We start from the raw sequence: 26,818 nt of genomic DNA on the forward strand, positions 1-26,818 counted from the left end.
ATAATATCAATTATATATATCTTTTTAGACTGATGTTTTATAGAATAATTCCATTAGCCCCAATTTTTATAATATTTGGTTTATCTTCTAATATATTTTTATCCTTTATGAGTATATCAATTTCTTCAACCGCTAACTCAGGACGATCAAAACTAACTTTTGTGAGCATATTAGGAGCAAATCTCCACCATTGCTGATTTAATAATCTTTCAATTATTTCATTGCTGAATCTATAGCGAATTAATTTAGCCGGAACACCTCCTACTATCGAATATGGTTCAACATCTTTAACTACAACAGCACCTGCTGCAATGATAGCTCCATCACCGATCTTTACATTGGGTGTTATAGTTACATTTGTACCAATCCAAACATCATTACCAATCGTAATTGTTCTATTAGGTTTCTTAAAAACAAGGGAATTCTCTAATGGTTCTTCCATTGGTACAGGAAAAGCACCCCATTGAAATGGGCTTGTAGAAAGCCAATCTGTAGGGTGATTACCATCTCCTATTTTTACATCTGGTGCTATAGAACAGTAACGTCCGATCGATTTTAATGCGGGAGACAGTCGACACCCTTTTCTTATGTAAGTATAGGCCCCTATTGAACCTTTAAATGATATTTCTCCACCAATTTTTATTGGAACTTCACACGAAACTTCAGCATTATTTTCAAACTTTGTTCCCATATATGTATATATTTTATGTTTTTGAAGAATTACTTTTTGTTCTTGATTCATGTTATAGCTCCTAATATTGATATAAAATTACTTTTCGAATGAAGATTCGAAAGGAAAATAAGATTCTAAAAATTGGATAGTCAGTTCATTAACTGCAGAAAGTCTTTCAGTAGGAACTGCTACATCATTAATACATATAGATTTATATTTACGAGTTACAAAAACACCATTGAACTGTCTATCAATAGTATCTTTGTATAAAGCTAAATACCTATGTGTTAAAGAGCTTGGAATAGCTAATCCTTTAAGAAAACCATAATGATATTGCATAAATGCAATCGGTCTTAAATCATTTTTTGATCTAAATCGTTCCTTTGCACATTTAGCAAATTCAGATTCAAATCTATCTTCTAAAAGAGAAAGAATACTTTTTCTTGAAGGATATGGACAATGTAACATAACATCATTTCCTGACTTACCGAAATCTTCCTTTATTAAAGAAATTGCATTTCGATCCGCTATTAAATATTCTTCACGAGAATCATCAATATCACTCTCAAATACCCTTGTATCTGAAGGAAAATATTTCATTATGCCATTAGCAAAGAAAAAGTCATTGGGAACACAAAAATCGGTAAGCATGAAATCATCATTAAAATAGATAAAATGCTCCGATAAACCTTCAATGTGATGAAGTTGAGTCTCTATGCTACTTGAGTTAAAAACTGGTAAAGCTTCTTTATCTTTATAAATTTCATTATGATTAACTAATACTATTCTATCATTATCAATATTTAACCATTCAGGCGTTTGTCCGCAGGTAACAATAAAAATTTTTCTTATAAACGGTGCAAACATTTCGATTGAACGTAGTAAATATTTCAATTCATTTCTATTTCTGAATCGTTCATCCTCATTAGCCCTACTTTCAGTATTATTATTACTATCATTAACTAAATGCAAATTTGAGTAAAATTCTTTTTCTGATTTCCATTCAGGATCATCACCATTAACCCAAGTAATGACAGCATCAATTGGAAATGAAAAATTGGATGATCGTACATTTAAAAATTCATCTAAATCTTGATTATTATTAACAAATTCTTTAAATGTATCCTGTGTTAGTTTACTTATATATTTGTTATTTTCTTTGATAGTGTAAAGTGGAAAATTTGAATAATTCGCTTGCAAACTCCAAAAAGAAACTCTTATAAGAGAATAATATTTGTTTGTATAAGATTCAGATGAATATTCTTTTTCAACATGAACAAGGTCAAAATATTTAAGTTTTGGAATATCAACTTTGGAAGTAATATTTTTTATTAAAAAATACTCGTTATCTACTTTGAGATAATAACTATTTTCTGAAAACCAATATTGAAGTACTTTGATAAACTCATAAAGATTTTCATAATCAATATGAATTCCTTTCATCCAAACGTCATCCGTAGCACCTGTCATAAACGGAATATTGATTAGTTTACAAATTTCAGTAAGTTTTTCATAAAATAATTGTCCATTTTTAGAAATAGCCACTCTTTGAAAATACACAGGGTTCTTTTTTTTCTTTTTTTCTTCTTTCTCCACTTTTTTAGCCTCTTTCTTTTCTTCTTTCTTTTTTTCCTCTTTCTTTTTTTCCTCTTTCTTTTCTTCTTTCTTTTTTTCTTCTTTCTCCACTTTTTTAGCCTCTTTCTTTTCTTCTTTCTTTTTTTCCTCTTTCTTTTTTTCCTCTTTCTTTACTTCTTTCTTTTCCTCTTCCTTCGCTGTTGTTTCTATCTTTTTTTCTAACTCAAAAGAAATATTTGATAAATCAATTTTTTTCCTTTTTGCTTTGTAATCATCAATAAAAAGTGAAGGATTACGAAATAATTTTTTTGTTTTAGCTATAATTCTCATGGGACCTCTTTATATTTCATATCTAAGTAATAACCAATAATTAACTGTAAAATTTTTTTAGAAAAGCCATTAAATTAGCTTTATAATCAAAAGGATTTTGAATGTTGGAAATAAAATCATTAGCACAGAAAGAATGGGGTAATATATTTTCATTTTTTCTTGTATTTAACATATGATAATGACTGAAGGATGACGCAGATCTAATATTAAAATGATAGCAAATATCACGTGATAATTTAGACTTACCACCAAGATACATCATCCAAGGAACTAGAAAGGTGGCCAAATTAAGATCATTATCATATCTAAACCTATTAGGCAGAAAGTTATTAATTTCATTTCCAAACAGCAACCACGCTAATTTGAAATAAGATTTCTTTAATGGAACATAGGCATGCACCAATGGATTACTAATTTTTTTATTATACTTTTTCAATAGCAATTCCCGACAATTCAAGCTAGCTAATAGTGTTGGCGTTTTTACACCCTTTTTAATCATTTGATCCAAATTTTTTCTGTTTAAAAACAAAGATGATAAATTATTACCGCTTAGAAAATGTGTTTTAGGTAGTTTTCTAGCAATAAACACATCATCATTAAAGTAAATAAAGTTTTCAGATAATCCGGGGATATTATGTAAATGTGCTTCAATGACATGAGAATTAAATGTGGGAAGATATTTATGACTTATTATTTGTTTATGATCAATTATTTTAACTTTATCAGATAAAGGAAATTCTGGAATTTGATCATCTGTTACTAAAAATATTGAGTTTACCCAAGGTATGTGAGATTCAATGCTTTTAATTACATAATATAATTCACCATGATTTTCAAACCTTGAACTATCAATGGATAAACGGTTAAGATTATTTTTACTATGAGCTTTATAATACTTTAGCTTTTTAATCCAATTTGGATCATTATTATTAACCCATGTAATAACCACATCAATGATTTCTGAACATTGATTTTCATAAATATTATATAATCTAAAATCATCCATGATTAAGATATTTTCATTGACAACATTGTGACCTTGTTCATCAAATGATAAAGGATATTTATTTATAAAATAATCCCTAAAAAATATACCTGGATTTCTTACAAATTTATTGAATTTACTCATACTATCAATTTAAATTTTACTCATACTACAATTTAAAATTTACTCATAATATAAAAATCATTTTAATTTTTTACTTACTTTCTTAAAATAAACAGAATTTTGAACACTATGTAACTTCAAGAAAATTTACTGAAAAAATTAATTAATGTTTAACTCAAAATTATTATAATAAACCGATCCCTTTATCTGGGATTTATTACATAAATAAGTTCGATAACGCTCAAACAATTCAGCATCAGGTTTTATCCCTTCTTTCCAGAAATGATGGAGTCCTTTTTGAAAAGTTAGTCCTTCAATATCATAATGAGCATTACCTAATACTTTAACTGGTAAACCATGGATAAGTGCTGAAAATCCACAAGTACTGTTAACTGTTACTAATCCTTTTGCTTTTCTTAACAAAATTGGCATAGGAACGCCATGCATGTATATTACTCTTTCACTAACACCATATCTTTTAGTTAATTTTTTAATCAATTTTTCATAATTATTAAAACCTTCATCCATTGGATGATGCTTGATTAGTAGATAACTTTTATCATCAGCAAACATGGAAAATGATCGAATAACTCTAAAAATATATGATCTCATTGAATGGTAGTAACTATGAACTTGTATTTGAAAATCTTGATCACATTGCAATGGAAAAATATAAAATGGCTTATATTCGTCATTAACTATCTTTTTTATTAATCTTGGCAGTATTACTCTTGCCTTAAGTTTTCGTATTAATGCTAAACCCCAATAAAAAGTATAAAAAGTTAGTGAGGTTTTTCTGTGATGTATATAATTTGGGTACTTTCGTTTTTTTAAAAACATTAAAATATAATAAACACAAGTGTAATAAATCATTGAATAAAAATGGGATTTACCTTTATTCGCTTTAAAAGAGGTAATTTGGATATTTTGATAAAAATCATGATTCTTAGGAATTAGAGAATAGCCATTAACGCCATTTTTTTCAAATGTAATATAATGTGGCCTTAAATAACCTTCTTCAAAAACCCAAAAAGATAAACTTGGGTTGGAATTAACTATTGATTTAGCTATTTTGTGGTAAGCACGACAATCTCCAAAAACAACAATTGCATTAATATTATATTTGTCAATATAATCAACTAAAAATTGATGAAATTTGGCAATCGGTTCATAAAAAGACATACTATTCTGCGGAAAGAAAAACTCATCGCCTCCATTTAAATTAATTTTATAAACTTTACATCCTTGATTTTGTAACCATTTTGCAACATTTTTAAAAAATGGACCAACAGGTCCTTGTAACAAAAGAATATTTTCTTTCATTTGAACTAACTCATATAAATAATGACTCATTCCATAATTCACATAATAAATTATTTCTAATAAAAAAGTTAATTATTTGCAAAAAATATTAATATAAACAAATGGTTAATTTATCATTTCTAATTTATTAATGATGTTTCACAATAAATCCATTTAATTAATAAAGTTTATCATGACACCATAGATATCCCTTCATTTTAAGGTTTAGTATCTATGTATTCACACAATATAAAATGCATTAGAATGCAACAATCTTTATTATTTATTTTCCATTATGATAAGCTAATATTAAAGTTTTGTAAATAATATTTAAACTAAATTCGATATAATTGCATTCATAAGTTAAAATTCTTATAATTTGTAAGTTTATGTAAATTTTATGATTATGAATCAACACATTAAAAAAATATAATATTTTGAAAGTAGTGTAATAAATTACTTTTATTAAGCTTTATATTAGTAAAAAGAGTTATTAGTTGCGTTATTTTTTGTAATTGCTTTTTTAACCAACATTGGTTAATAGATGGAGAGCTTTTAGTTTTTTTATAATTTAAATAATCAATTAATGTTTCTGGATCTGTGAAATGTAGTGTTTCAGGATGAATGTATATTGAATATTCATACATCACAATATAAATTAATTCATCTAATGATAAAATTCGACATCTAAGTGAATTTGGATATAAATCTGTAGTCAATCCCCAACCTGAATAAAATGGTTGACCATAGCAAACAACTACTTTATGACGGATTAATGCCTCAAAACCTGCTAATGATGTGATTGTATGAATTTCATCAACCTGTTCAATGCAATGAATAATATCTACAAATTCAATAATATCATTCACATATTTTTTTAATTCCGAATTATTTATCTCCCCTATTCTATTACCACTTAAAACATCAGGATGAGGTTTATAAATGATATAAGCGTCTTGATTTTTTTTTCTGACCATTTGAACCAATTCCAAATTGGTTTTAATTATGGGTGAGCCATATATTATCGATGCATCATCCTCGACTTGACCAGGTATTAATATTATTTTTCTTTTTTCATGATTAGGTTTAATTTTCTTTTCATAACCAACATTATATTTGCTTATTTTTGTTTCAATTATCAGTTTTTGTAATGATTTAGCTCTTTCTTGCTCTTGTTCTGTCACCACTCTAGTTGCTAATAAAGACTCTAATTCACTAATTTTTTGAGAATTATAATATATTCCCATTTCATCTATCACTAATGAATATGGCATTACTAAATTAGAGCCTAATCCTATCGATCGAATAAAGCCATCCTCTATGCGCATAATACAAAATTTTTCTTTCTGAATAATTGGAAGAATGTTTTTTTTACCTTGTCCCCAGATTAATATTTTTTGGGATTTGACCTCATAATTTAATTTGTTGCCATTTTCAATCTTTCTAAACTTATTAATAGAATAAAAATGAATTTTGACTGAAGGAAGATTTAAATATGGCAGTAATATATGTTTTTTCCAAAATGAAAATCCAACTAATTTAACTGAACCACGAAGTTTATTATTTAATTTTTTAATTTTAGTTAGATAATTAATAACATCGAATATAGTTCCTTTTTCACCATTATTTGGATTTATATATTGGCAATAAAGGATATAACTTGCTACAAACAATTCGGTAATAGTCGCCTCGGTTCTTCTTTCATTATTTTTTAAACTTTTTATATTTTTGTGTCGATCGTCTGTCACTCCCCATCCAGCATACCATGGTAATCCGAAAGTAATAACTTCTTTACCTAATAAAAGAGCTTCAAATCCCATATGAGATGTGACTACATAAACTTTATCAATTTGTTTTAACAATGAAATAGGATTAATATCCTCGCTGAGTAAAACTATTGAATCTTTATTTAAATTATTTGTTAAAAAACCTTCTTTATAACCATTAATTACGTCTGTATGTGTTTTAACATATACAGTTGCAGTAGGATTTTCCTGTAAAGCATTATCTAACATTTTGAGGAAAGTTTGCTGATTTGCACCACCATATTTAACTGACATATCTCCAACAGTTTGATCAATTACCAATACTTTTTTCTTTTTTACATGATTTTCATCATTAAAATTAACAAAATCTGGGGCGTGATTGTATTTTGTTAATTCGTTGTCAGTAATTAATTTTATAGCTTGTTTTGCATCATCTAAATAGAGAACTAAACGGCTTTTATCTTTTATCAATTGTTCTAATTCTGAGGGAAAACGAGCATCATAATAAATACCTATGCTATCTGCTATAAGTGATAATGGAGAATAACCTTCTAATCCCAAACCCACAGAACGTAAAAATCCATCTTCAAGTGAAATAAATGGCAGTTTATTTTCTTTTGCATATTTTCTTGCTTTCTTTGTAGTCGGACGAAGTCCCCATCCAGCAATTGCATTAGCTTGTTTTTTATTTTTCTTATCTGTAAAAATTAAATCAGGAAAAAAATGATTAACGTTTTTAATTTTTATGATTTTTTTTGAAAAAACAGCAACTTTTTGCATAAACGATTGAATGGTGTTTTTAAGTTAAATTTTGTTGCTTATTGTGATATTGATAAGCTTCATCTATAGTTTCAAATTGGTATAAATTACCCTCATCTAAAACCATTGCCTTATCACAATAGCTTTTTATTGCATTCATATTGTGAGACACTAATATCAAGGAACGATCTTTTTTATTTTCAAATAGTTCTTTTTTACATTTTTGTGTAAACCTTGAATCACCTACAGCGATAACCTCATCAATTAGATAACAATCAAATTCTATTGATAAAGATAAGGCAAAAGCTAAACGAGCTTTCATTCCTGAAGAGTATTTCTTAATAGGTTCATATAAATATTCATCTAGTTCGGCAAAATCTTCAACATATTCTTTAGTTTTTTTAATATCAGTCTGGTAAATTCTACATATAAATCGTAAATTATCCATACCAGTCAAACTACCCTGAAAAGCACCTGTAAAAGCTAATGGCCAAGAAATGGACATACTGCGCTTGATGGTACCTGATGTTGGTTTTTCAATTTCACTTATAAGTCTTATTAATGTTGATTTACCTGCTCCATTACGACCTATTATTCCGAGTTTTTCGCCTCGATGTAAAGTAAAACTAATATTATTTAAAACGTTCTTATACCCATTTCGTGTGTTATATTTTTTGCATACACTATCAACTATAATCATTATTCTTCCTCAAGTATATGGTTTTCATTAATTTTAACCAAAGTCAATCCAATGAATAGTAGAACTATATTGCACAAAATTAGATAACTTATACTTTCGTGAGTGGTTACAGATGAGCCAAAGTATCCATAACGAAACATTTCAGTTCCATGTATTGGAGGTAGAAAAAGTAACAAACTACGAATTTCGTTAGGGAAAGTGTCCACCCAAAAAAAAGCACCAGAAATGGGTATTAACATAAAACGTAAAGTTCCCCATATTTTATCAAAAGCTTCAAATCTAGCAGATAAAACAAAAATAATAAGTCCTAATCCGAGAGAAAACCAACACATCAATCCCCAAGCACACAGCATATAAAAGGGATCACTGGGTATGGAAATTAATCTAAGAAATATAAAAATTATTATTATAAATATTTGAGCTGCACTTGCACCTATCATTTCAAGAAAAATGCGCGCATATACAACATCTAAAATACGTATATTATGGTGATATAGTAATGCTTGATTAGCTTTAACAGCCCCTTTTGCTCGCGATGAACTATTACGCCACATCATAACCATAGGATAGCCTGTTAATATAAATGCAACAATATTGAGATTAGAAACAGCATTAACTTTAAAAAAAAACCATATTAAGCTTATCAATAAAGTCAAAGACATTGGTTCAACAAATAACCATAAAAAACCAATATTATTACGACCATAGCGAGTTATTATCTCACGTAATATCAAAGCTTTTATCACATTAATTTGGATAGTGAGTGAGCGTAAAAATTGAGTTTTAGAAATTACTTCACTTATCAATCTTTGTGCTCCCTTATCCCTACTATCATCAAATTAAAAATGCCATATATAATTAGGCTTATTATAAAAGTTGAGATTATATTATATGCACGCGCAGGTTTGAATGAAACATCTGAAACACTCGGTTGTTCTATTCGTTCTAAATAAAGTTGTTTTTTAGTTATCTCCACTTGAGCATTACGTAAAGACAACGTAGCTACCTCAAATTGCTGTTTTGCAACTGTATTATTTATGAGAATTTGTTGATATTCAGCTAGATTAGCATCTTTATTTTTGTTCTTTTGAAATTCGGAAAGTGCATTAGCTTCCTTTTTCATTTGTAATTCAGCATTTTTAAGTTCAGCTAAAGATGCAGTGATAAGATCTTGTTTAGCGCGTAGATTTATTTGATTAACAAATCCTTCAGCTTGTTTTAATAAATTTTCGTTAATATTAAAAGCATCATGTATATCAAATGCATTAACACTTATTGTTGCAATACCCGAAGAACTGTCAAAGTTAACAGTTATCATATCACTCATATAGCGATAAAAATATTCATTTTTATTCATGAAATTAAAATTAAACCCGTTAAAACGAGCAATTACATCGCCTTTTTGGGTATACCATTGTTTAATAGGTAGCAGTTGTTCAATAGAAGAGAGTGCGTCTCTAGATTTTATATACGAAAGAACAACATATGAGTCATCATTTGAACGAGAAATACCAACTTTTGAAAAAAAAGTCCCCAATCCTCCTAATGAGGATTGAGTATCAGAAGAACGTATAATATATGTAGCTTCTGATGTATATATATTCTCTGCTATAAATCCAAAATAAATTATTGATAATAAAGTTGGTAGCGTAACAACTAAATGCAATAACCATCTTTTTTTCAACTTAATGAATAAAGACATAGTAGTATCAAGCCTATCAATTAATAAATTATTCTGTAATTTGGCTAACTTGATTAATCATTCCTACACCTGGTGAAAACACCGCATATAAGAATTTTTGTAGTTCAACAATAGGTGCAGATGCAACATAAACGATATCATTATTTTGAACTTGGAAATTTTTCATAATGAAAAATGAATTAGGATTAGTTAAGTCAATTTGATAAACGGTTGGCATGGTTTCTTTCTTATTATTGACTAATAGATTATCTTGATATCTAAATACAAACACACCTTTTGCATTTGCTTTATTATCATTTAAACCACCAATACGAGCTAGTGCTTGAATTAAATCAATTCCTACAGCTTCAAAACGTACTTCTTTGGTTGCGCCTGTAGCCCCCATCGAAATAAAAGAATTTGGCTTATTAATCAAAGTAATAACATCATTTTGCTGAAGATAAATATTAAATTGAGGATTTGATAAAACCGAAATTAATGGGATTTGGCTATTTTTCTTATTTCGAGTAAGTTGTATTAATGTGTCTTTAATATCATACATACTGTCACCTAACATTGCTACAGCATCTAATAATCGTTCTCCTTTAGCTGTCAGGGTCATTTTGCCACTAAACTTGTCTCCAATAACTGTAATTGTTGACGATCTTTTCTCTAAAATCGTAATGATGATTTGAGGTCTATTTGCGATGCCTGATAATTTTTCAACAATCTCATTTTGTATTTGAGAAGGGGTTTTATCATTTACTTTTAGAATTCCAACAAATGGTAATGAAATAAGACCGTTTGAATCTACAGTCACTATAGGCAACTCAGTTAATCCAGTTCTTGGCGCCCCTGTATCACTCGATCCTGTAAATAATATTGCTGGTGGAGTTTCAATAATTGAGATTTTTAGACTATCCCCTTTTCCAATTCTATCGACTTTTTGTACTTGATTCGTTGTTTCATTAATAAATTTAATACGATTTTTGGATAAGTTAGCATCTTTAGTAAAATTGATTGGATTATTGAGATCGACTAAATTAACTTTATTATAAATTGCATCCTGTCTAGAATCATGTTTATTTAGACTTTTTATTGAAGAAAAACTTGGTCCAGAATGTGGTAATACTGAACAGCCACATAAAACCATGGCTAGAGTTATTGGAAGAAGAGCTGGTAGTTTCAAAATAAATTTCCTTATACATCATTTCTTATTTCTTATTTTTTATTTCTTATTTTTTTTTATTTTTATTATAAAACAGATAATTTTAGACTAAAAGTGTTTTGTGGTGGAGACCCTATCAGCCACATCTCACACACATATTTTTTACTTTGGCTGCTTCCTTCCGGACCTGACCTGATGAGCAAAAAAATGTTGCAAGAGGACCCATAGTGCCTCCATAGGAAAGGTTTTATTATGCTTTAATTATAAAATTATTTCAATTATTATTTTACTCGACAATACTCAATCGACCTTTCTTTAATCTTAACTTTAAAGAAAGGCGATTGAAATAAGAGTATAGAATTTAATTCTACAGCATAAGCTACAGTGCTAAATTCTTTTCTACTCGTTCTCTGAATTTAATACCTGGTCTGAATGTAACTACTCGACGAGCTGAGATATCTACACTTTCACCAGTTTTAGGATTACGACCCGGGCGTGAATTTTTATCACGTATAGCAAAATTACCAAATCCAGATAATTTTACTGGTTCCCCTTTTTCTAAAGCCACTCGAATCTCTTCAAAAAAAAGTTCAACAAGGACTTTAGCTTCTTGACGATCAATATTAAATTTTTCGGCAAGACGATCTGCAATATCAGCTTTAGTTAATGTCATAGTTATTATTCTCTTAATAGGGCTTTAAAACGATTTTGTAAAGCAGTGACACACTTGCTTACAATGTTTGTTATATCTTCTTCTTCAAGTGTACGTGATTTGTCTTGTAAAATCAAACTGATAGCAAGGCTTTTTTGATCTTCTTTAATGTTATCTCCTTGATAGACATCAAAAAGATTAACTTTAACAAGTTGCTCTCCTCCAGCTTGCTTACACACTGAAATAATTTCTGCTGCTGGAATTGTATTTGAAACAATAATCGCTATATCTCGTTTGTTTGACGGATATTTTGAAAGGTCTTGAGCAACAGGCACCTTTTTAAAGTTAATTTTAGCTAAATTTATTTCAAAAACAAGCGTTTTACTATTTAAAGATAATTTTTTTTCGATTTCTGGATGTAAAACACCAAAATAACCGATAACCTCATCATTTAAATTGATTACTGCACTTTGTCCTGGATGTAAAGCTGATAATTCTGCTTTATTAAACAAAACTTGTCCATCACAACCTAACAGAGATAAAATGGCTTCAAGATCCCCTTTTAAATCATAAAAATCAACGCTCTTTTTAGGTAATTGCCAATGATCTTCGTATAAATTACCCGTAATAACCCCAGAAAGCATGAATTCTTGACGCACACCCAACTCACATTTTTCATCTGGTATAAAACGTAAACCCGTTTCAAATAATCGTAAACGAGATTGTTGTCGATTTTGATTATAGAGCACCGCATCTAATAATCCTGACCACAATGATAAGCGCATTACAGACATTTCACTGGAAATTGGATTTGGTAAAGTGATTACAGGTTCATTCGGATGAAGAATATGCTGAATTTTAGGATCAACAAAACTATATGTTACGGCTTCTTGATAACCACGATCAACCAATAAGTCTTTTATTCGGCGTAAAGATATAATACTTTCTGGTTTTGGCTGCATTACCGATTCAATTTTCATATTTGTATTCGGAATATTGTTATATCCGTATATGCGGGCAACTTCTTCAACCAAATCTTCTTCGATTTGTAAGTCAAAACGCCAGGTAGGTGATTTAACGATCCAAATATCGTCTTTATATTCTACTTCACAACCAAGTCGAACTAAAATATCCGTAATTTTTTGTGCTTCAATGGTATAGCCTATAATTCGATCAATTTTGTTACGGTGTAACTTTATTGTTGCTTGTGAGGGTAATTCACTTTGATTTGTAACTTCAATAACTGGCCCAACCTCCCCGCCACAAATATCAACTAATAATTGTGTCGCTCTTTCCATTGCCACAAACTGTAATGCAGGATCGACACCACGTTCATAGCGGTGAGAAGCCTCAGTATGTAGCCCATATTCTCGAGCCTTACCTGTAATTGCTAATGGAGCAAAAAAAGCTGACTCAAGAAAAATATCTGTAGTTGATTGTGTTACACTTGATTTTTCACCGCCCATAATACCTGCAATTGCTAAAACTTTATTATGATCTGCAATAACTAATGTTTTATCATTCAATTTAACTTCATTACCATTAAGTAATGTCATTTCTTCGTCTTGGTGAGCATAACGAACAATAATGCCTTTTTCAATTTGGTTTAAATCGAACGCATGCATTGGATGACCAAGTTCAAGTAATACATAATTAGTAATATCAACGACTGCATCAACAGAACGAATGCCTCCACGACGCAACTTTTCTTTCATCCATAATGGTGTCATCGCATTGATATTGATATTTTTAATTACTCTTCCTAAGTAACGAGGAGCTGCTTTTGGAGCATCTATTTGGATTGATAAGGTATCAGAAATTGTTGTTGGTACATTTGCTATTTTAATTTCTTTCATTGGAATATTATTAACGGCTGAGATATCTCTAGCAATCCCAACAATACCAAAACAATCAGCACGATTAGGTGTAACACTTATATCAATCATAACATCGTTAAGATTTAAATATTCTCGAATGTCTTTTCCCAAAGGTGCATTATCAGGTAATTCAATAATACCATTATGATCATCAGTAATACCTAATTCTGAATAAGAGCATAGCATCCCTTCTGAAGGCTCACCGCGTAGTTTTGCTGATTTAATTTTAAAATCACCAGGTAAAACAGCCCCAACAGTAGCGCAAGCAACCATTAAACCTTGTCGGCAATTTGGTGCACCACACACAATATCAAGTAATTCATCTTTACCTATGTCCACTTTAGTTACACGAAGTTTGTCTGCATTAGGATGTTGTTTACACTCAACAACTTTTCCTATCACAACACCAGTAAAATCTCCTGCAACCTTTTCCACATTATCAACTTCTAAACCAGCCATTGTTAATTGATCGGCTAGCATTTCGCTACTAATTTCTGGATTGATCCATTCACGTAGCCAACTTTCACTAAATTTCATGTTTTGATCTCCAGAATTAATTAAATTGCTTTAAAAAACGTAAGTCGTTTTCAAAGAAAGAACGTAAATCAGTGACACCGTAACGTAACATTGTCAATCTTTCTATTCCCATACCAAAGGCAAAACCGCTATAAATTTCAGGATCAATACCAACATTACGTAATACATTAGGGTGAACCATTCCACATCCCAATACTTCTAACCATTTACCATTTTTAGCTTTAATGTCAACTTCTGCTGAAGGTTCTGTAAATGGAAAGTAGCCAGGCCTAAATCTTATTTCCATATTATCTTCAAAAAAGCAATGAAGAAAATCATGTAATAAACCTTTCAAATGGCTGAAGCTGATATCTTTATCAACTAATAATCCTTCCATTTGATGGAACATCGGAGTATGAGTCTGATCATAGTCATTACGGTAAGTTCTTCCTGGAGCGATGATTCTGATTGGCGGTTTTTGATTTTCCATAGTTCGAATTTGAACTGTTGAAGTTTGGGTACGCAATAAACGTTTCGCATCAAACCAGAATGTATCATGATCAGCACGAGCAGGATGGTGAGCAGGAATATTCAGTGCATCAAAGTTATGATAATCATCTTCTATTTCTGGTCCAGTTTCAACCACAAAGCCAAGTTCTCCAAAAAAATCAACTAAGCGATTAATTGTTTTTGTCACTGGATGTAATCCACCTAACTCAAGAGATTTACCTGGTAAGGTAATATCAATCGTCTCATTTGCTAGTTTTGCATCTAGGACTTGACGCTCTAAAAGATTGCGTTTTTGATTTAATATTTCAACAACTTCTTGTTTTGCATCATTGATTTTTTGGCCGACTGCTGGGCGTTCTTCGGCAGGAACATCACGTAAAGAAGCCATCTGCAATGTAAAGTAGCCTTTCTTACCAAAATATTCCACTCTGATCTGTTCGATCGTATTAATGTCGTTAGCATTTTCAATAGCGGATTTGGCATTACTTACCAGTTCAACTAATTGAGACATAAAATTCTCCTGCTTATTGTTCATTACATAAAAAAAGCCTCTCCTGAGGCTTTTATAATTATTTTTCGTTTTTCCATTGCCTCACGAATGAAAATTTTTAATGAAGCTAAAAAAGAAACGAAAAACAACTAATTTCATAATTACTTTACTCTTAAATAATATTATCAATAAAATGATAAAAGCCGAGATAACTCGGCTCTTATAAAGCTATTATAATGCAGCTTTTGCCTTTTCAACTAATGCAGCAAATGCATTTTTGTCAAATACAGCAATATCAGCAAGGATCTTACGATCGATTTCGATTGAAGCTTTCTTTAATCCATTGATAAAACGACTATAAGAAAGACCACATTGACGAGCAGCAGCATTAATACGGACAATCCATAATTGACGGAATTGACGTTTACGCTGACGACGGTCACGGTAAGCATATTGTCCAGCTTTGATTACTGCTTGGAAAGCAACACGATAAACACGTGAACGAGCTCCATAATAACCTTTTGCTTGTTTTAAAATTTTCTTGTGACGTGCACGAGCAATAACACCACGTTTAACACGAGCCATAAACTATATCCTCTAATTAATTAACCAATAAATTAAGCGTATGGAACACACGCAGTAACTAAACCTAAATCGCCTTTTGACACAGTAGTCAAACCACGTAAATGACGTTTACGCTTAGTTGATTTTTTGGTTAGGATATGACTCTTGTTAGCTTGTTTATGCTTAAAGCCACCAGAAGCTGTTTTTTTAAAGCGCTTTGCTGCGCCTCTTACAGTTTTAATTTTAGGCATTTTATTAATTTCCACTTCGCATTGTTAATAAAAATAAAATAATGGTGTAATTTTTAGAAAACTAAAGATTAACTTGCAAAACCATTACTTCTTCTTCGGCGCTAGCACCATTATCATTTGACGACCTTCAATCTTAGTTGGATAAGATTCAATAACCGCCAAATCAGCTAAGTCTTCTTTAATGCGATCAAGCATCTCAGTACCTAACTGTTGATGAGCCATTTCACGTCCACGAAAACGCAACGTGACTTTAGCTTTATCGCCATCTTCTAGAAAGCGAATCAGGCTGCGGAGTTTTACCTGATAGTCGCCTTCATCTGTACCAGGTCGGAATTTAATTTCCTTAACCTGAACAACCTTTTGCTTCTTCTTCTGTTCTTTTGTTGCTTTACTCTTTTCATAGAGGAACTTGCCATAATCCATAATTCGACAAACAGGTGGCTCTGCATTAGGGCTTATTTCGACTAAATCTAAAGTTGCTTCTTCCGCTTGTTTTAAAGCTTCTTCTAAGCTTACTATACCGAGCTGTTCACCATCGACGCCGGTTAACCTCACCTCACGAGCAGTAATCTCATCATTGATCTTATGCGCGCGTGTTGACTGAATACGTTTACTGACTTTAATATCTCATTCCTCCAAATTAATTTATCGTTAATTCATTTGTTCTAATGAACGACTATGAATTTCGTTAAGCAACAATTCTATAACATGTTTCACTTCAAAGCTACCAAGATCTTTACCTTGACGAGTTCGAACTGAAATTGTTCCTGATTGCATTTCTTTGTCTCCACAAACAAACATATACGGAACACGTTTTAGAGTATGCTCTCGAATTTTAAACCCAATTTTCTCATTTCTCAAGTCTGCTTTTGCTCTAATTCCAACTTTTTGCAATTGCTCGGTTAATTGTTTGGCATATTCAGCTTGATTATCGGTAATATTTATTACTGCAACTTGCAAAGGAGCAAGCCATGTAGGGAAGAATCCAGCACAATCTTCGGTTAAAATTCCCATAAAGCGTTCCATTGAACCTAAAATTGCTCTATGGATCATAACTGGTGTATGGCGTTCGTTATCTTCACCTACATATGTCGCATCTAAACGTTCAGGTAACATGAAATCAAGTTGTACTGTACCACATTGCCATGCTCGTCCTAAACAATCATGTAAAGTAAATTCAATTTTTGGTCCATAAAATGCGCCTTCGCCTGGTAAATATTCGAATTCAATACCATTTTCAGTTAAACATTCAGCTAAATCTTTTTCAGCTAAATCCCATGTTTCATCTTTACCAATACGTTTTTCTGGGCGAGTGGATAATTTAACGGTAATATCTTTAAAACCAAATGTGCTGTAAGTATCATAAACCATTTTAATACAGCTGTTTACTTCACCTCGAATTTGCTCTTCAGTGCAGAATATATGCGCATCATCTTGGGTAAAGCCTCGAACACGCATTAAACCATGTAATGAACCTGACGGTTCGTTACGATGACAACTACCAAACTCAGCCATACGTAAAGGTAAATCACGATAAGATTTTAGACCTTGATTAAAAATTTGTACATGACCCGGGCAGTTCATTGGTTTAATACAATATTCACGATTTTCAGACGAAGTAACAAACATTAACTCTTTATAGTTACCCCAATGACCTGTTTTTTCCCATAATACGCGATCCATCATAAATGGACCTTTTACTTCTTGATAATTGTATTCTTTTAATTTGGTACGAACAAAAACTTCTAGTTCACGAAATATAATCCAACCATCATTATGCCAAAATACCATACCAGGTGCTTCTTCTTGCATATGATAAAGATCAAGTTGTTTACCAATTTTACGGTGATCACGTTTAGCGGCTTCTTCTAAAAATTGTAAATAACTATCAAGTTGTTTTTTATCCGCCCAAGCTGTGCCATAAATACGTTGTAACATTTTATTATCACTATTACCACGCCAATAAGCACCAGCAATTTTTTGTAATTTGAAATGATGACAAAAACGCATATTAGGGACATGAGGTCCTCGGCACATATCAATATATTCTTCATGATGATAGAGTGCCGGTGTTGAATCTTTGGGAATATTTTCGTCTAAAATAGCAATTTTATACGGTTCACGACGATCCCAAAATACTTCTCTTGCACGTTCCCAGCTCACAACTTCTTTTTTTACTTCATAATCTTTTTTTGCTAATTCGTGCATACGTTTTTCTAAAGCATCAAGATCTTCCTGAGTTAAAGAATGATCTAAATCAATATCATAGTAGAAACCATTGTCAATAGTTGGACCAATTGCCATCTGCGTATCAGGCCATAATTGTTTAATAGCATGACCTAATAAATGAGCACAAGAATGGCGAATAATTTCTAAACCATCTTCATCTTTAGCAGTAATGATAGCTAATGTTGCATCCTCTTCAATTACATCACAAGCATCTTTACGTTGACCATTTACACGCCCAGCAATACAAGCCTTAGCAAGCCCTGCTCCAATACTTTGAGCAACTTCTAGAACAGTAACTGGTTTATCAAATTGACGTTGACTTCCGTCAGGAAGAGTAATAATTGGCATAATAAATCCTTATAACAGTGGTGCGCCACACGAAAGCGCACATGCGTACATAAATAAGCAGAGTATACTATCACTTATTATAAGGTTTTTAAATAGGATTAAACTTGATTTAAAATTAGATTTTTATCAAATTAATCATCTATGATGATTTCATGAACTTAAAAAGCTCAAAATCAATTTATTAATGGTATTTATGAATATTAGACATGAATTATGTAACACTATAATATTATAAGTTAAATTACCTAGCTTTAGTTTTTAACTAATCAGCTAGGCTTATAAAAAATTATAATTCTGCTAAATATGTTTCAGGTATAACTGGCATTGAACCATTTTGGGTACAGACGTAAGAAGCGATACGATTTGCTTTAATATTAATTTCCTGTAATGCTTTACCTTTCAAATATAACACACTACTAATTGCCATAAATGAATCGCCAGCACCAACAGTATCAATCGCTGTGATTTTTTCTGCTGGACAATAATCTTGCTCACTTTTAGTAAATAGATGACTGCCATCACTACCACAAGTATAAATTAATAACTCTAGTTGATGATGTTGGTTAAGATAATCGAAAAGTTTTTTTGGATCAGATTTGATTTTTAACAAGTTTGCAATAATTGGTAATTCTTCATCATTTAACTTTAAAATATTGGCATTTTCAATACAAAAAAGCAAAGTTGAATGGTTATAATGATTTTGACGCAAATTGATATCAACAATAATTTTGGTTCGTGGTGAACAATGAGTAATAATTTTTTTTAGTAAGTCATGATTCTGTTGATTGCGTTGAATTAAACTACCAAAATAAATTGCATCTAAATTATCTTGCTTGATAAGGTCTAATAGTTGCTCTGTTAACTGAATATCATCCCAAGCAACAGGATTAACTATATCATAAGTCGGTTTTCCGTCTGAATCTAATTTGACTAATACAGTACCTGTTGGATAATTTTTTGATATTTGAAGATGTTGTGGAATTTGCAGTTTTTCAATCAGATTACTTAAATCTTTACCATTTTCATCATCACCAATGGCAGAAACTAATATAGCGTTTGCCCCCGCAGATTTAGCATGATAACAAAAATTGGCGGCAGCCCCACCAATTTTTTTCCCATTAGGTAAACAATCCCATAAAAACTCGCCTATTGCGACCACTTTTATGTCATTCATTTTCAATTATTCCTTGTTTGACATCAATGTTTTTTTCCATACTGTCGGCTTGCTTTTGCCAATCATCAAATTGACCATATGCTGTATATATAGTCGATCCTGTTGGTAATTCAGGGTATTCATTTTCACCATTGGTTCCCCAATTCACCCAACCTGAATCTTTACGTTGAACAATTTGATAACGTCCAACAATATTACTCGTATACCAAATCATAGAATACCCTGATTCTGGATTAATTTCAGCCGTTTTATTTGCAGCAAGCGGAAAAATAGTTTGTTCAGGCACACTGTTAACATCGACTTCTTTCGCGGATAATATTTCTTTATTTCGTTCACTGTTATGAACAACATGATGCGCTTTACGTAAAATAGTTTTAACATGTGCTTTTATTTCTTCATCACTTAAAATACCTTCTTTAACACAAAACAGCCGCCAAAAGAAATCCCAAGACACCGCATTGATATTATCACCGATTGACTCTCGATAGCGCCTCGCATTTGGAGGGAGTTTATCAAGTGGTTGAGATAAAATTCGATTAACTTCATCCGCTAGTATGTTGGCATACAGATCTCCCTGCCTATAATAAGTACCACCGTAACTAGCAAAACGAGAAAACACCACATTATTTTGTCCACTTTCATACTCATCACCAACGGTGATCTTATTTATAACAGGTATTCCATCCACTGAGGTTTCAAAATCATCCACATAATAAGTACGTTTAAACCAAGGTGATTTATAAAAAAATTCCCAAACAATTGAGAATGATTTATTGTGTAATGCAGGATCTAATCCATTAGGTATTTGACCATCAAATCGATAACGACAATAAATAGGACCTTCAACCTCAGTTTTACATTGAACTATAGTATGTTCTGGCGGATTAATTAAGCCATTTGCTGGCGTAAAAAATGGTCCATAAAATCCACCGATAGCATTTGAGCAATCTTTAATCAAATTAAGGTTTTCAGCTTTAGCTGCAAAATAACGAATACCCCATTTTCCATATGATGTACCATCAGCAGTCCCACGACATAATTCTAAAATATAATGCCCAGTATCAAGCCTTTTAATTCCATCTTTTAAAATGGGATCTAATTGCTTTATTCCCTTTAAATTACTTGATTGCGCTTTCGAATCTAAATACAAAGTATAATTTTCAACTAATTGATTTAAATTAGTTACTATGAAAGCTATTGAACAAGCAGAGATCAACTTATTTGCTCCATCATAAGCTAAATCAAATAATTGATGCGGTACAATATTCCCTTTCTCATCGACAAGTTTTACTTGGGTCGGATCAATTGGCTGTTCTTTAAAAAAAAGGCGCGTAATTACAGGTTCATTTTGTCGATTAATACCATCTGGATTATTTAACATCAAAGTACATTTTTTCATTTTATTGTCCTATTAATTAAATTTTTATTATTCATGTTATTAAACAATTTATTTTGCTCTTTTTCGTTTCAACATATCGACATAAACGGCTAAAAAGATAATCACACCTTTTGCAACCAATTGCCAAAATGAATTTACACCCAATAAATTCAAACCATTATTAATAACGCCGATAACAATAACGCCTAAAATGGTGCCACTAATACGACCTATCCCACCAGACATTGATATACCACCTAACACACAAGCAGCTATCGCATCCATTTCATATCCCTGCGCAACAGATGGTTGTCCTGAATACATTCTTGCGGCAAGAACGATTCCTGCGAAAGCTGCTAAGAAGCCAGCAATTGTATAAACAATGATTTCAACACGCTTAATTGCTATACCTGATAGTCTTGCTGCTTCACGATTACCACCCAGAGCATAAATATAAGTGCCTAAACGAGTTCGATTAACAAGAACTAACATAATGATGATAAACACCAACATATAAATCACTGGGTATGGAATCATTCCCAAATAACCAGTACCAATACGAGTAAAACTTTCATCAAAAATACGAATTGATTGGCCACCACTATAGATAAAACCTACACCACGAGCGATCATCATCATAGCTAAAGTAACAATGAATGGTGGAATACCTGTATAAGCAATAGCTACGCCGTTTGATAGACCACAAAGAGTACCAATTAGCAAGCCTAGAAAAATTGCTGTAATTATGCCCATTTCACCTATTGATATAAATCCAACAGTAAGCGTACCAGCCATTGCAACAATAGAACCTACAGATAAATCTATGCCACCTAATATGATAATCAACGTCATTCCTAATGCTAAACACATATTGGTAGATATTTGTCTTAACACCGATAACATATTTTCTTGTGAAAGAAATACAGGACTTGCAAAAGTTAAAATTGTACTAATCAATAAAAGAGCAATTAATATACCTATATTATGAGTAATAAAATTTTTGAAACTTCTGATAATGATGTTATTGGTTATTGACGAGGGATGATAGATTTTATCATTTGATTGTTTAATTGATTGGTTAATCATTTTTTAAGCTCTCCCTGTTGCTAATTTCATAATCTTTTCCTGTGTAAGTTCATGATGAAATAGTTCTCCTTGAATTTGACCATTAGCGACCACACAAACTCTGTCACACATATTAATAATTTCGGGTAATTCTGATGAAATCATAATAATAGCTATACCATTTGCACAAAGCTCATCAATAATTTGATAGATTTCAGCTTTAGCGCCAATATCAATTCCTCGAGTCGGTTCATCTAAAATGATAACTTTAGGTTTAATTGCTAACCATTTAGCTATAACAACTTTTTGCTGATTTCCACCACTTAATTGACCAACAATTTTGTCGGTATTTGGAGTTTTGATATTTAGTTTATTGATATAGAATTGAATAATTTCTTTCTGTTTCTGTTGGTCAACTAAGCAACCGTGCATAAATTGTTTCAATACGGTTAGTGTAAGATTAAATGCGATACTATTATTTAATATCAGCCCCTGTTTTTTCCTATCTTCAGGTATTAATGCAATACCGATATCAATCGCATCTTGAGGAGATTTGATCTGAACTAACTTATTATCAAAATAAATTTGACCACTATCATATTGATCTGCGCCAAAAATAACCTGCATGATTTCACTTCTTCCTGCCCCCATCAGGCCAGAAAAACCTAAAATTTCTCCTTTCTTCAATTTGAAATTGACATTATTAAAAACGCCTTTTTTTGAAAGATTCTTAACTTCTAATAAGCATTTACCCTCTGGCTGATAGTGACGTTGATAATAATTACTTAAATTACGACCCACCATCATTTTGACCAATTCATCAATATTTGTTTCTTTTGTATTAACTGTATTTACATAACTTCCATCACGTATAACAGTAATTCTGTCAGTGATGGTAAATAACTCATCCATACGATGTGAAATATATATGATGCTAACGTTATGTTCCGTTAGTTTTTTTATCATTAAAAAAAGTTGTTCTACTTCTTTATCAGTTAAAGAAGAGGTCGGCTCATCCATGATTAGAATGCGTACATTGAATGAAATCGCTTTAACGATTTCGATGAGTTGCTGTTGAGCTATGGTTAACTCATTTACTGGGCATAGAACATCAATAGTTAATCCCATGTTCTCTATCATAGTTTTAGCTTTGGTGATCATTTGTCGATGATCTTTAAAACCTAATCTAGTTCTTGGTTCACGCCCTAAAAAGATATTTTCATATACACTAATATAAGGAACTAAGACAATTTCTTGGTGGATAACATTAATTCCTCGTGATTGTGCATCTTTAATACCATCGATTATCTCAGTTTTACCATTAATTTTAATTTCACCGGCATCCGGTTTATAGATGCCGCCGATAATTTTAATTAATGTTGATTTGCCAGCACCATTCTCACCTAATAATCCATGCACTTCACATTGTTTTAAGTTAAAATGCATGTCTTTTAAAGCATGAACCCCAGCAAATTTCTTTTCTATATGAGATAGTTGTAAAACAACTTGTTCCATAGATTTATCACCTTATTGATTATAAAAGCTATAACAGGATTTAAGTCGATTATTACTGCCAGACTTTTACACCATTTTTTTCAATCATTTCTTTGGTAATAGGAAAAGTTGGTACTAAGATTTCTTTAGAAACATGTTCTCCTGCTAAAACTTTTTTACCGACTTTATAGGTTTCTTTAGCTAATTGAATTGGTGCTTGGGCTACAGTTAAAGTTAAATCACCATCACTAAAAGCCTTTTTGCCATCAGGTGAACCATCAACTGTATAAATTTTGATATTTTTTAGTTTATTTGAAGCTTTTAATGCAACAACCACACCTAAAGCAGAAGGATCATTTACAGCAAAAAAAGCCTGTAGATCTGGATGAGCTTGAATAATATCTTCAGCAATTGGCATAGTCACTTCTAAAGCACATTTTCCGTTTTGTTGAGATACCACATTAAATTTACTTTTATTTTCACCTAATCCGGCATAAAAACCATCTGCTCTTAACACGCTGGCTCGATTGAATGGGCAATCAATGACTGCTATTTTTGCACCATTAGGAAAATCTTTAGCCATTTGTTCACCATTGATTTTACCTGCTAGAAAATTATCTGATGCGACAGTACTTACAATTAAATCATCATCACTAATTGGATTATCAATAACTACAACTGGAATTTGTTTTTGTTTAGCTGCAAGCAAACCTTGCCTAATACCTTCAGAATCTACAGCAATTAAATAAATGATGTCCACATTTTGATTAATCACATCTTCCATCATAGATATTTGCTTAGCTTGGTCATATTGAGGATCAATAAGAATATATTGATCCCCATTCTGTTTAGCTATTTCAGAAAATGTATCTGAGATGGCGGTAAAAAATGAATTGTTTAATGTTGAAGTGATAAAAGCAAACTTAATAGGTCTCTTATCATCAGCGTTTACAAGTTGAAAACAACTTGTAAAAAATACAGATGTAATTGTTAAGCATATTGTTATGAATTTTTTCATAAAGCCACCTCAGGTAGTCAATTGTTTTATAAAAATAATTTACTGATTAAATTAAGACATCAAAATAATGATTAAGTATTTTGAGCAAATTTAGTCTAATTATCTGAGGTAATCTAAACAATATTAATCTATATTTTTTATGATTTATGATATCAAAGTCACTTTTTTTATAAACTTGTAAAATTTAATTTATCAAGTTTAACGGATATGTCATACTGCATAAATTATCGAAATTTTAACAGGTGAAACCATGGTAAATAAAAGTGACCAGATATATAAAGAAATATTATTACAAATCAAAAGCGGAGTTTTAGATTACAATAGTGCTCTACCCTCTTCATCCGATTTAAGTCAGGCATATAAAACCTCTCGACCAACAATAAGTAAAGTATTTTCGAAGCTAAAAAATGAAGGTTATATTGAGGGTAAACAAGGAGGAAAGTTTTATGTCAGACAACCTAAAAATGAACAAGTGACAAAATATATTTTTGGCATTTTAGCTCCACGACTTGAGCAAGACGAAAGCAGAATGATTCTTGATAGTTTATATTCTGAAATAGCTAGTTTAGCAAATCATTATCAATTTTCATTATTATGGGCTGGTATGCTAACTAAAAGTCAGGATATACAATCTATCTTGGATGACGTAGAAAAAGTTATTATTAATTATACAAAAAATAACATCAACGGTATTTTTTTTACACCTTTAGAATTTCACCCATATGCCAACATTATTAACCACAAAATAATGGATTGCTTAAATCAATATAAAATTCCTTGCATATTGTTAGAACGTGATTATTGTTTATTTCCTACTCGAGGCATGGCTGATTTAGTCAGTATTGATAATATTGCAGCTGGTTATATTGTAACTCAACATTTTCTTAAACAAAATAATAAACGAATTGCTTTCGTTTCAAAAAGTGATTCAGCTAATACAATAGCATTGAGAATTATTGGTTATAAACAAGCGCTATTTGATACAGGAATTACCAATAATTGGATAATTCAAATTCCACAAGTAGATGAAAATGTCATAAATCATTTGTCAAAATTAAATATTAAACACGTTGTTTGTGGAAACGACTTTACAGCAATGCAATTAATTTCCTTAAATCAGAGAATCAATCCTAAACAAAAATTATTTACCATCAGCTTTGATGATGCCGATTATGCATGTCACCTTTCAACACCCCTTTCGACATATAAGCAACCTTTGGCTAGTATCGCCCTAACTGCGGTTGAAACTTTAATTCAACGAGTTTATAACCCAACATTACCAATTCGAACTATTTATGTTAATGGAGAGTTAGTCATTCGAGCGTCAAGTGGGACTTGATTTGGGTGTTGCTAATATTAAACAGAGATACAAATGAAAAATAGTAATAATTACATTCAGTTCTATGTGACGTTGTCACTAAATTGAGCAAGATAATAATCTATGTTTAATAATAAATTTGCTTAAAATGTTTAAATTTTCAAAAATAATTCCCTACTTTTAAAAGGTTTTGAGCCAACATAAGGTTTTAAAGCCATTCGAGTAAAGCGTTTAGCTGCTTTTAGTGTATCAGGAGTGCTAAAATCACGATTTCCCAAAGCCAATACTTGTTCACCTGTGAAACTGGTACTATTTCTTAATAAACTACCGATAAATCCTTTTTCAGATTGATATTGATAATACATTGATTCAACAATATTATCGCCTGTCGCGCTACAATGAAAAAAATCAACGTAATAACCCATATTTTCTAATAATGACAATTCAAAAGTACGAAGAACATTCTCAGCAGGAGCTTGTTGTGCCAGTTGTTGTAAACTTTTTAAATAATCATCAAAAAGTGTTGGCATCTCAGTATCTGCAATTAATACGCGATGTAATAATTCATTTAAATAAAAAGCGCTATATAATGAAACCGAAACTAATGGTATAGTAAGTGACATTGCTTCAACTTGACGTAATATTTTTATATTACTTTTACCAGAATATTGTACTATTAAGGGGGTAAAAGGTTGCAATAGCCCTTTCAAAGAAGAATTTTTTCGTCGAGCTCCCTTAGCTAAAACGGTTATTTTACCACCATTTTCAATGAATAGATCAACTAATAAGCTGCTTTCAGTTTGAGTACGTGTGTGCAAAACAAATGCTCTTTGCCAATTTTCCATGCAAAACCTTTAATTAGATTGTTGTTT

The 26,818-nt window shown here is 31.2% G+C and carries 23 protein-coding genes and 1 other RNA gene; 1 reads left to right on the top strand and 23 read right to left on the bottom strand.

Annotated elements, in window-relative coordinates:
* Nucleotides 1–37: 37 nt before the first annotated feature.
* From A9G17_RS00840 to A9G17_RS00945, 22 genes are all read right to left on the bottom strand, one after another.
* Nucleotides 38–742 carry a CatB-related O-acetyltransferase gene (locus A9G17_RS00840; RefSeq protein WP_065737074.1) on the bottom strand — a complete coding sequence of 235 codons (705 nt, stop codon included), beginning with the start codon at nt 740–742 and terminating at the stop codon, nt 38–40.
* 27 nt (nt 743–769) lie between these two features.
* Entirely contained in the window at nt 770–2,578 is a 1,809-nt protein-coding gene (locus A9G17_RS00845) for a stealth family protein (RefSeq protein WP_065737075.1), read from the bottom strand.
* A 40-nt stretch (nt 2,579–2,618) separates the two neighbouring features.
* A complete protein-coding gene (locus A9G17_RS00850) occupies nt 2,619–3,707 on the bottom strand; it encodes a stealth family protein (protein ID WP_065737076.1) in 1,089 nt (362 codons plus the stop codon).
* A 138-nt stretch (nt 3,708–3,845) separates the two neighbouring features.
* Complete coding sequence (locus tag A9G17_RS00855) at nt 3,846–5,009, bottom strand: capsule biosynthesis protein (RefSeq protein WP_172397878.1); 1,164 nt, start codon at nt 5,007–5,009, stop codon at nt 3,846–3,848.
* Between the two features lie 398 nt (nt 5,010–5,407).
* The gene (locus A9G17_RS00860; protein WP_081301619.1) at nt 5,408–7,534 is read right to left on the bottom strand and encodes a capsular polysaccharide biosynthesis protein; all 2,127 of its coding nucleotides are present in this window, start codon (nt 7,532–7,534) and stop codon (nt 5,408–5,410) included.
* 19 nt (nt 7,535–7,553) lie between these two features.
* Entirely contained in the window at nt 7,554–8,213 is a 660-nt protein-coding gene (locus A9G17_RS00865) for an ABC transporter ATP-binding protein (protein WP_065737078.1), read from the bottom strand.
* On the bottom strand, nt 8,213–9,019 hold the full coding sequence (locus A9G17_RS00870) for an ABC transporter permease (RefSeq protein WP_065737079.1): 807 nt from the start codon (nt 9,017–9,019) through the stop codon (nt 8,213–8,215). The genes A9G17_RS00865 and A9G17_RS00870 overlap by 1 nt, the downstream gene beginning before the upstream one ends.
* On the bottom strand, nt 9,016–9,915 hold the full coding sequence (locus A9G17_RS00875; RefSeq protein ID WP_065737080.1) for a KpsE/RkpR family capsule polysaccharide export protein: 900 nt from the start codon (nt 9,913–9,915) through the stop codon (nt 9,016–9,018). Before A9G17_RS00875 ends, A9G17_RS00870 begins: the two co-directional genes overlap by 4 nt.
* 28 nt (nt 9,916–9,943) lie before the next feature.
* Nucleotides 9,944–11,083 (bottom strand): polysaccharide biosynthesis/export family protein, encoded by a 1,140-nt coding sequence (locus A9G17_RS00880; protein WP_081301620.1) that lies wholly within the window; start codon nt 11,081–11,083, stop codon nt 9,944–9,946.
* A 110-nt stretch (nt 11,084–11,193) separates the two neighbouring features.
* An RNA gene (gene ffs / locus A9G17_RS00885) (signal recognition particle sRNA small type) lies at nt 11,194–11,289 on the bottom strand.
* A gap of 152 nt (nt 11,290–11,441) precedes the next feature.
* Nucleotides 11,442–11,735 carry an integration host factor subunit alpha gene (locus A9G17_RS00890; protein WP_039126771.1) on the bottom strand — a complete coding sequence of 98 codons (294 nt, stop codon included), beginning with the start codon at nt 11,733–11,735 and terminating at the stop codon, nt 11,442–11,444.
* A gap of 5 nt (nt 11,736–11,740) precedes the next feature.
* The gene (gene pheT / locus A9G17_RS00895) at nt 11,741–14,128 is read right to left on the bottom strand and encodes a phenylalanine--tRNA ligase subunit beta (RefSeq protein WP_065737082.1); all 2,388 of its coding nucleotides are present in this window, start codon (nt 14,126–14,128) and stop codon (nt 11,741–11,743) included.
* 16 nt (nt 14,129–14,144) lie between these two features.
* Nucleotides 14,145–15,128 (bottom strand): phenylalanine--tRNA ligase subunit alpha, encoded by a 984-nt coding sequence (gene pheS, locus A9G17_RS00900; protein ID WP_065737083.1) that lies wholly within the window; start codon nt 15,126–15,128, stop codon nt 14,145–14,147.
* Nucleotides 15,129–15,338: 210 nt separating this feature from the next.
* Entirely contained in the window at nt 15,339–15,692 is a 354-nt protein-coding gene (gene rplT / locus A9G17_RS00905; protein WP_024496189.1) for a 50S ribosomal protein L20, read from the bottom strand.
* Between the two features lie 32 nt (nt 15,693–15,724).
* Nucleotides 15,725–15,922, bottom strand: coding sequence for a 50S ribosomal protein L35 (rpmI, locus tag A9G17_RS00910; RefSeq protein ID WP_025315575.1), 198 nt, complete (start codon nt 15,920–15,922; stop codon nt 15,725–15,727).
* Nucleotides 15,923–16,006: 84 nt separating this feature from the next.
* The gene (infC, locus tag A9G17_RS00915) at nt 16,007–16,546 is read right to left on the bottom strand and encodes a translation initiation factor IF-3 (RefSeq protein WP_025315574.1); all 540 of its coding nucleotides are present in this window, start codon (nt 16,544–16,546) and stop codon (nt 16,007–16,009) included.
* Between the two features lie 27 nt (nt 16,547–16,573).
* Nucleotides 16,574–18,499 (bottom strand): threonine--tRNA ligase, encoded by a 1,926-nt coding sequence (gene thrS / locus A9G17_RS00920; protein WP_065737084.1) that lies wholly within the window; start codon nt 18,497–18,499, stop codon nt 16,574–16,576.
* A gap of 286 nt (nt 18,500–18,785) precedes the next feature.
* Nucleotides 18,786–19,673, bottom strand: coding sequence for a carbohydrate kinase family protein (locus tag A9G17_RS00925; protein WP_065737085.1), 888 nt, complete (start codon nt 19,671–19,673; stop codon nt 18,786–18,788).
* Nucleotides 19,666–21,072 carry a hypothetical protein gene (locus A9G17_RS00930; RefSeq protein WP_065737086.1) on the bottom strand — a complete coding sequence of 469 codons (1,407 nt, stop codon included), beginning with the start codon at nt 21,070–21,072 and terminating at the stop codon, nt 19,666–19,668. The genes A9G17_RS00925 and A9G17_RS00930 overlap by 8 nt, the downstream gene beginning before the upstream one ends.
* Nucleotides 21,073–21,120: 48 nt before the next feature.
* Nucleotides 21,121–22,137: an ABC transporter permease gene (locus tag A9G17_RS00935; RefSeq protein ID WP_081301621.1), complete on the bottom strand. Its 1,017-nt coding sequence runs from the start codon at nt 22,135–22,137 to the stop codon at nt 21,121–21,123.
* A gap of 3 nt (nt 22,138–22,140) precedes the next feature.
* Entirely contained in the window at nt 22,141–23,631 is a 1,491-nt protein-coding gene (locus A9G17_RS00940) for a sugar ABC transporter ATP-binding protein (RefSeq protein ID WP_065737087.1), read from the bottom strand.
* Nucleotides 23,632–23,683: 52 nt separating this feature from the next.
* Nucleotides 23,684–24,628, bottom strand: coding sequence for a sugar ABC transporter substrate-binding protein (locus A9G17_RS00945; RefSeq protein ID WP_065737088.1), 945 nt, complete (start codon nt 24,626–24,628; stop codon nt 23,684–23,686).
* Nucleotides 24,629–24,878: 250 nt separating this feature from the next.
* Here A9G17_RS00945 and A9G17_RS00950 point away from each other — a divergent pair, with 250 nt between their 5' ends.
* On the top strand, nt 24,879–25,967 hold the full coding sequence (locus A9G17_RS00950) for a GntR family transcriptional regulator (protein ID WP_065737089.1): 1,089 nt from the start codon (nt 24,879–24,881) through the stop codon (nt 25,965–25,967).
* Between the two features lie 131 nt (nt 25,968–26,098).
* On the opposite strand, the gene recO is transcribed toward A9G17_RS00950, so the two are convergent.
* Nucleotides 26,099–26,791: a DNA repair protein RecO gene (gene recO, locus A9G17_RS00955; RefSeq protein ID WP_065737090.1), complete on the bottom strand. Its 693-nt coding sequence runs from the start codon at nt 26,789–26,791 to the stop codon at nt 26,099–26,101.
* Nucleotides 26,792–26,818 lie beyond the last annotated feature (27 nt).

The sequence above is a fragment of the Gilliamella sp. wkB7 genome (genome assembly GCF_001693435.1).
Taxonomy (GTDB): domain Bacteria; phylum Pseudomonadota; class Gammaproteobacteria; order Enterobacterales; family Orbaceae; genus Gilliamella; species Gilliamella apicola_N.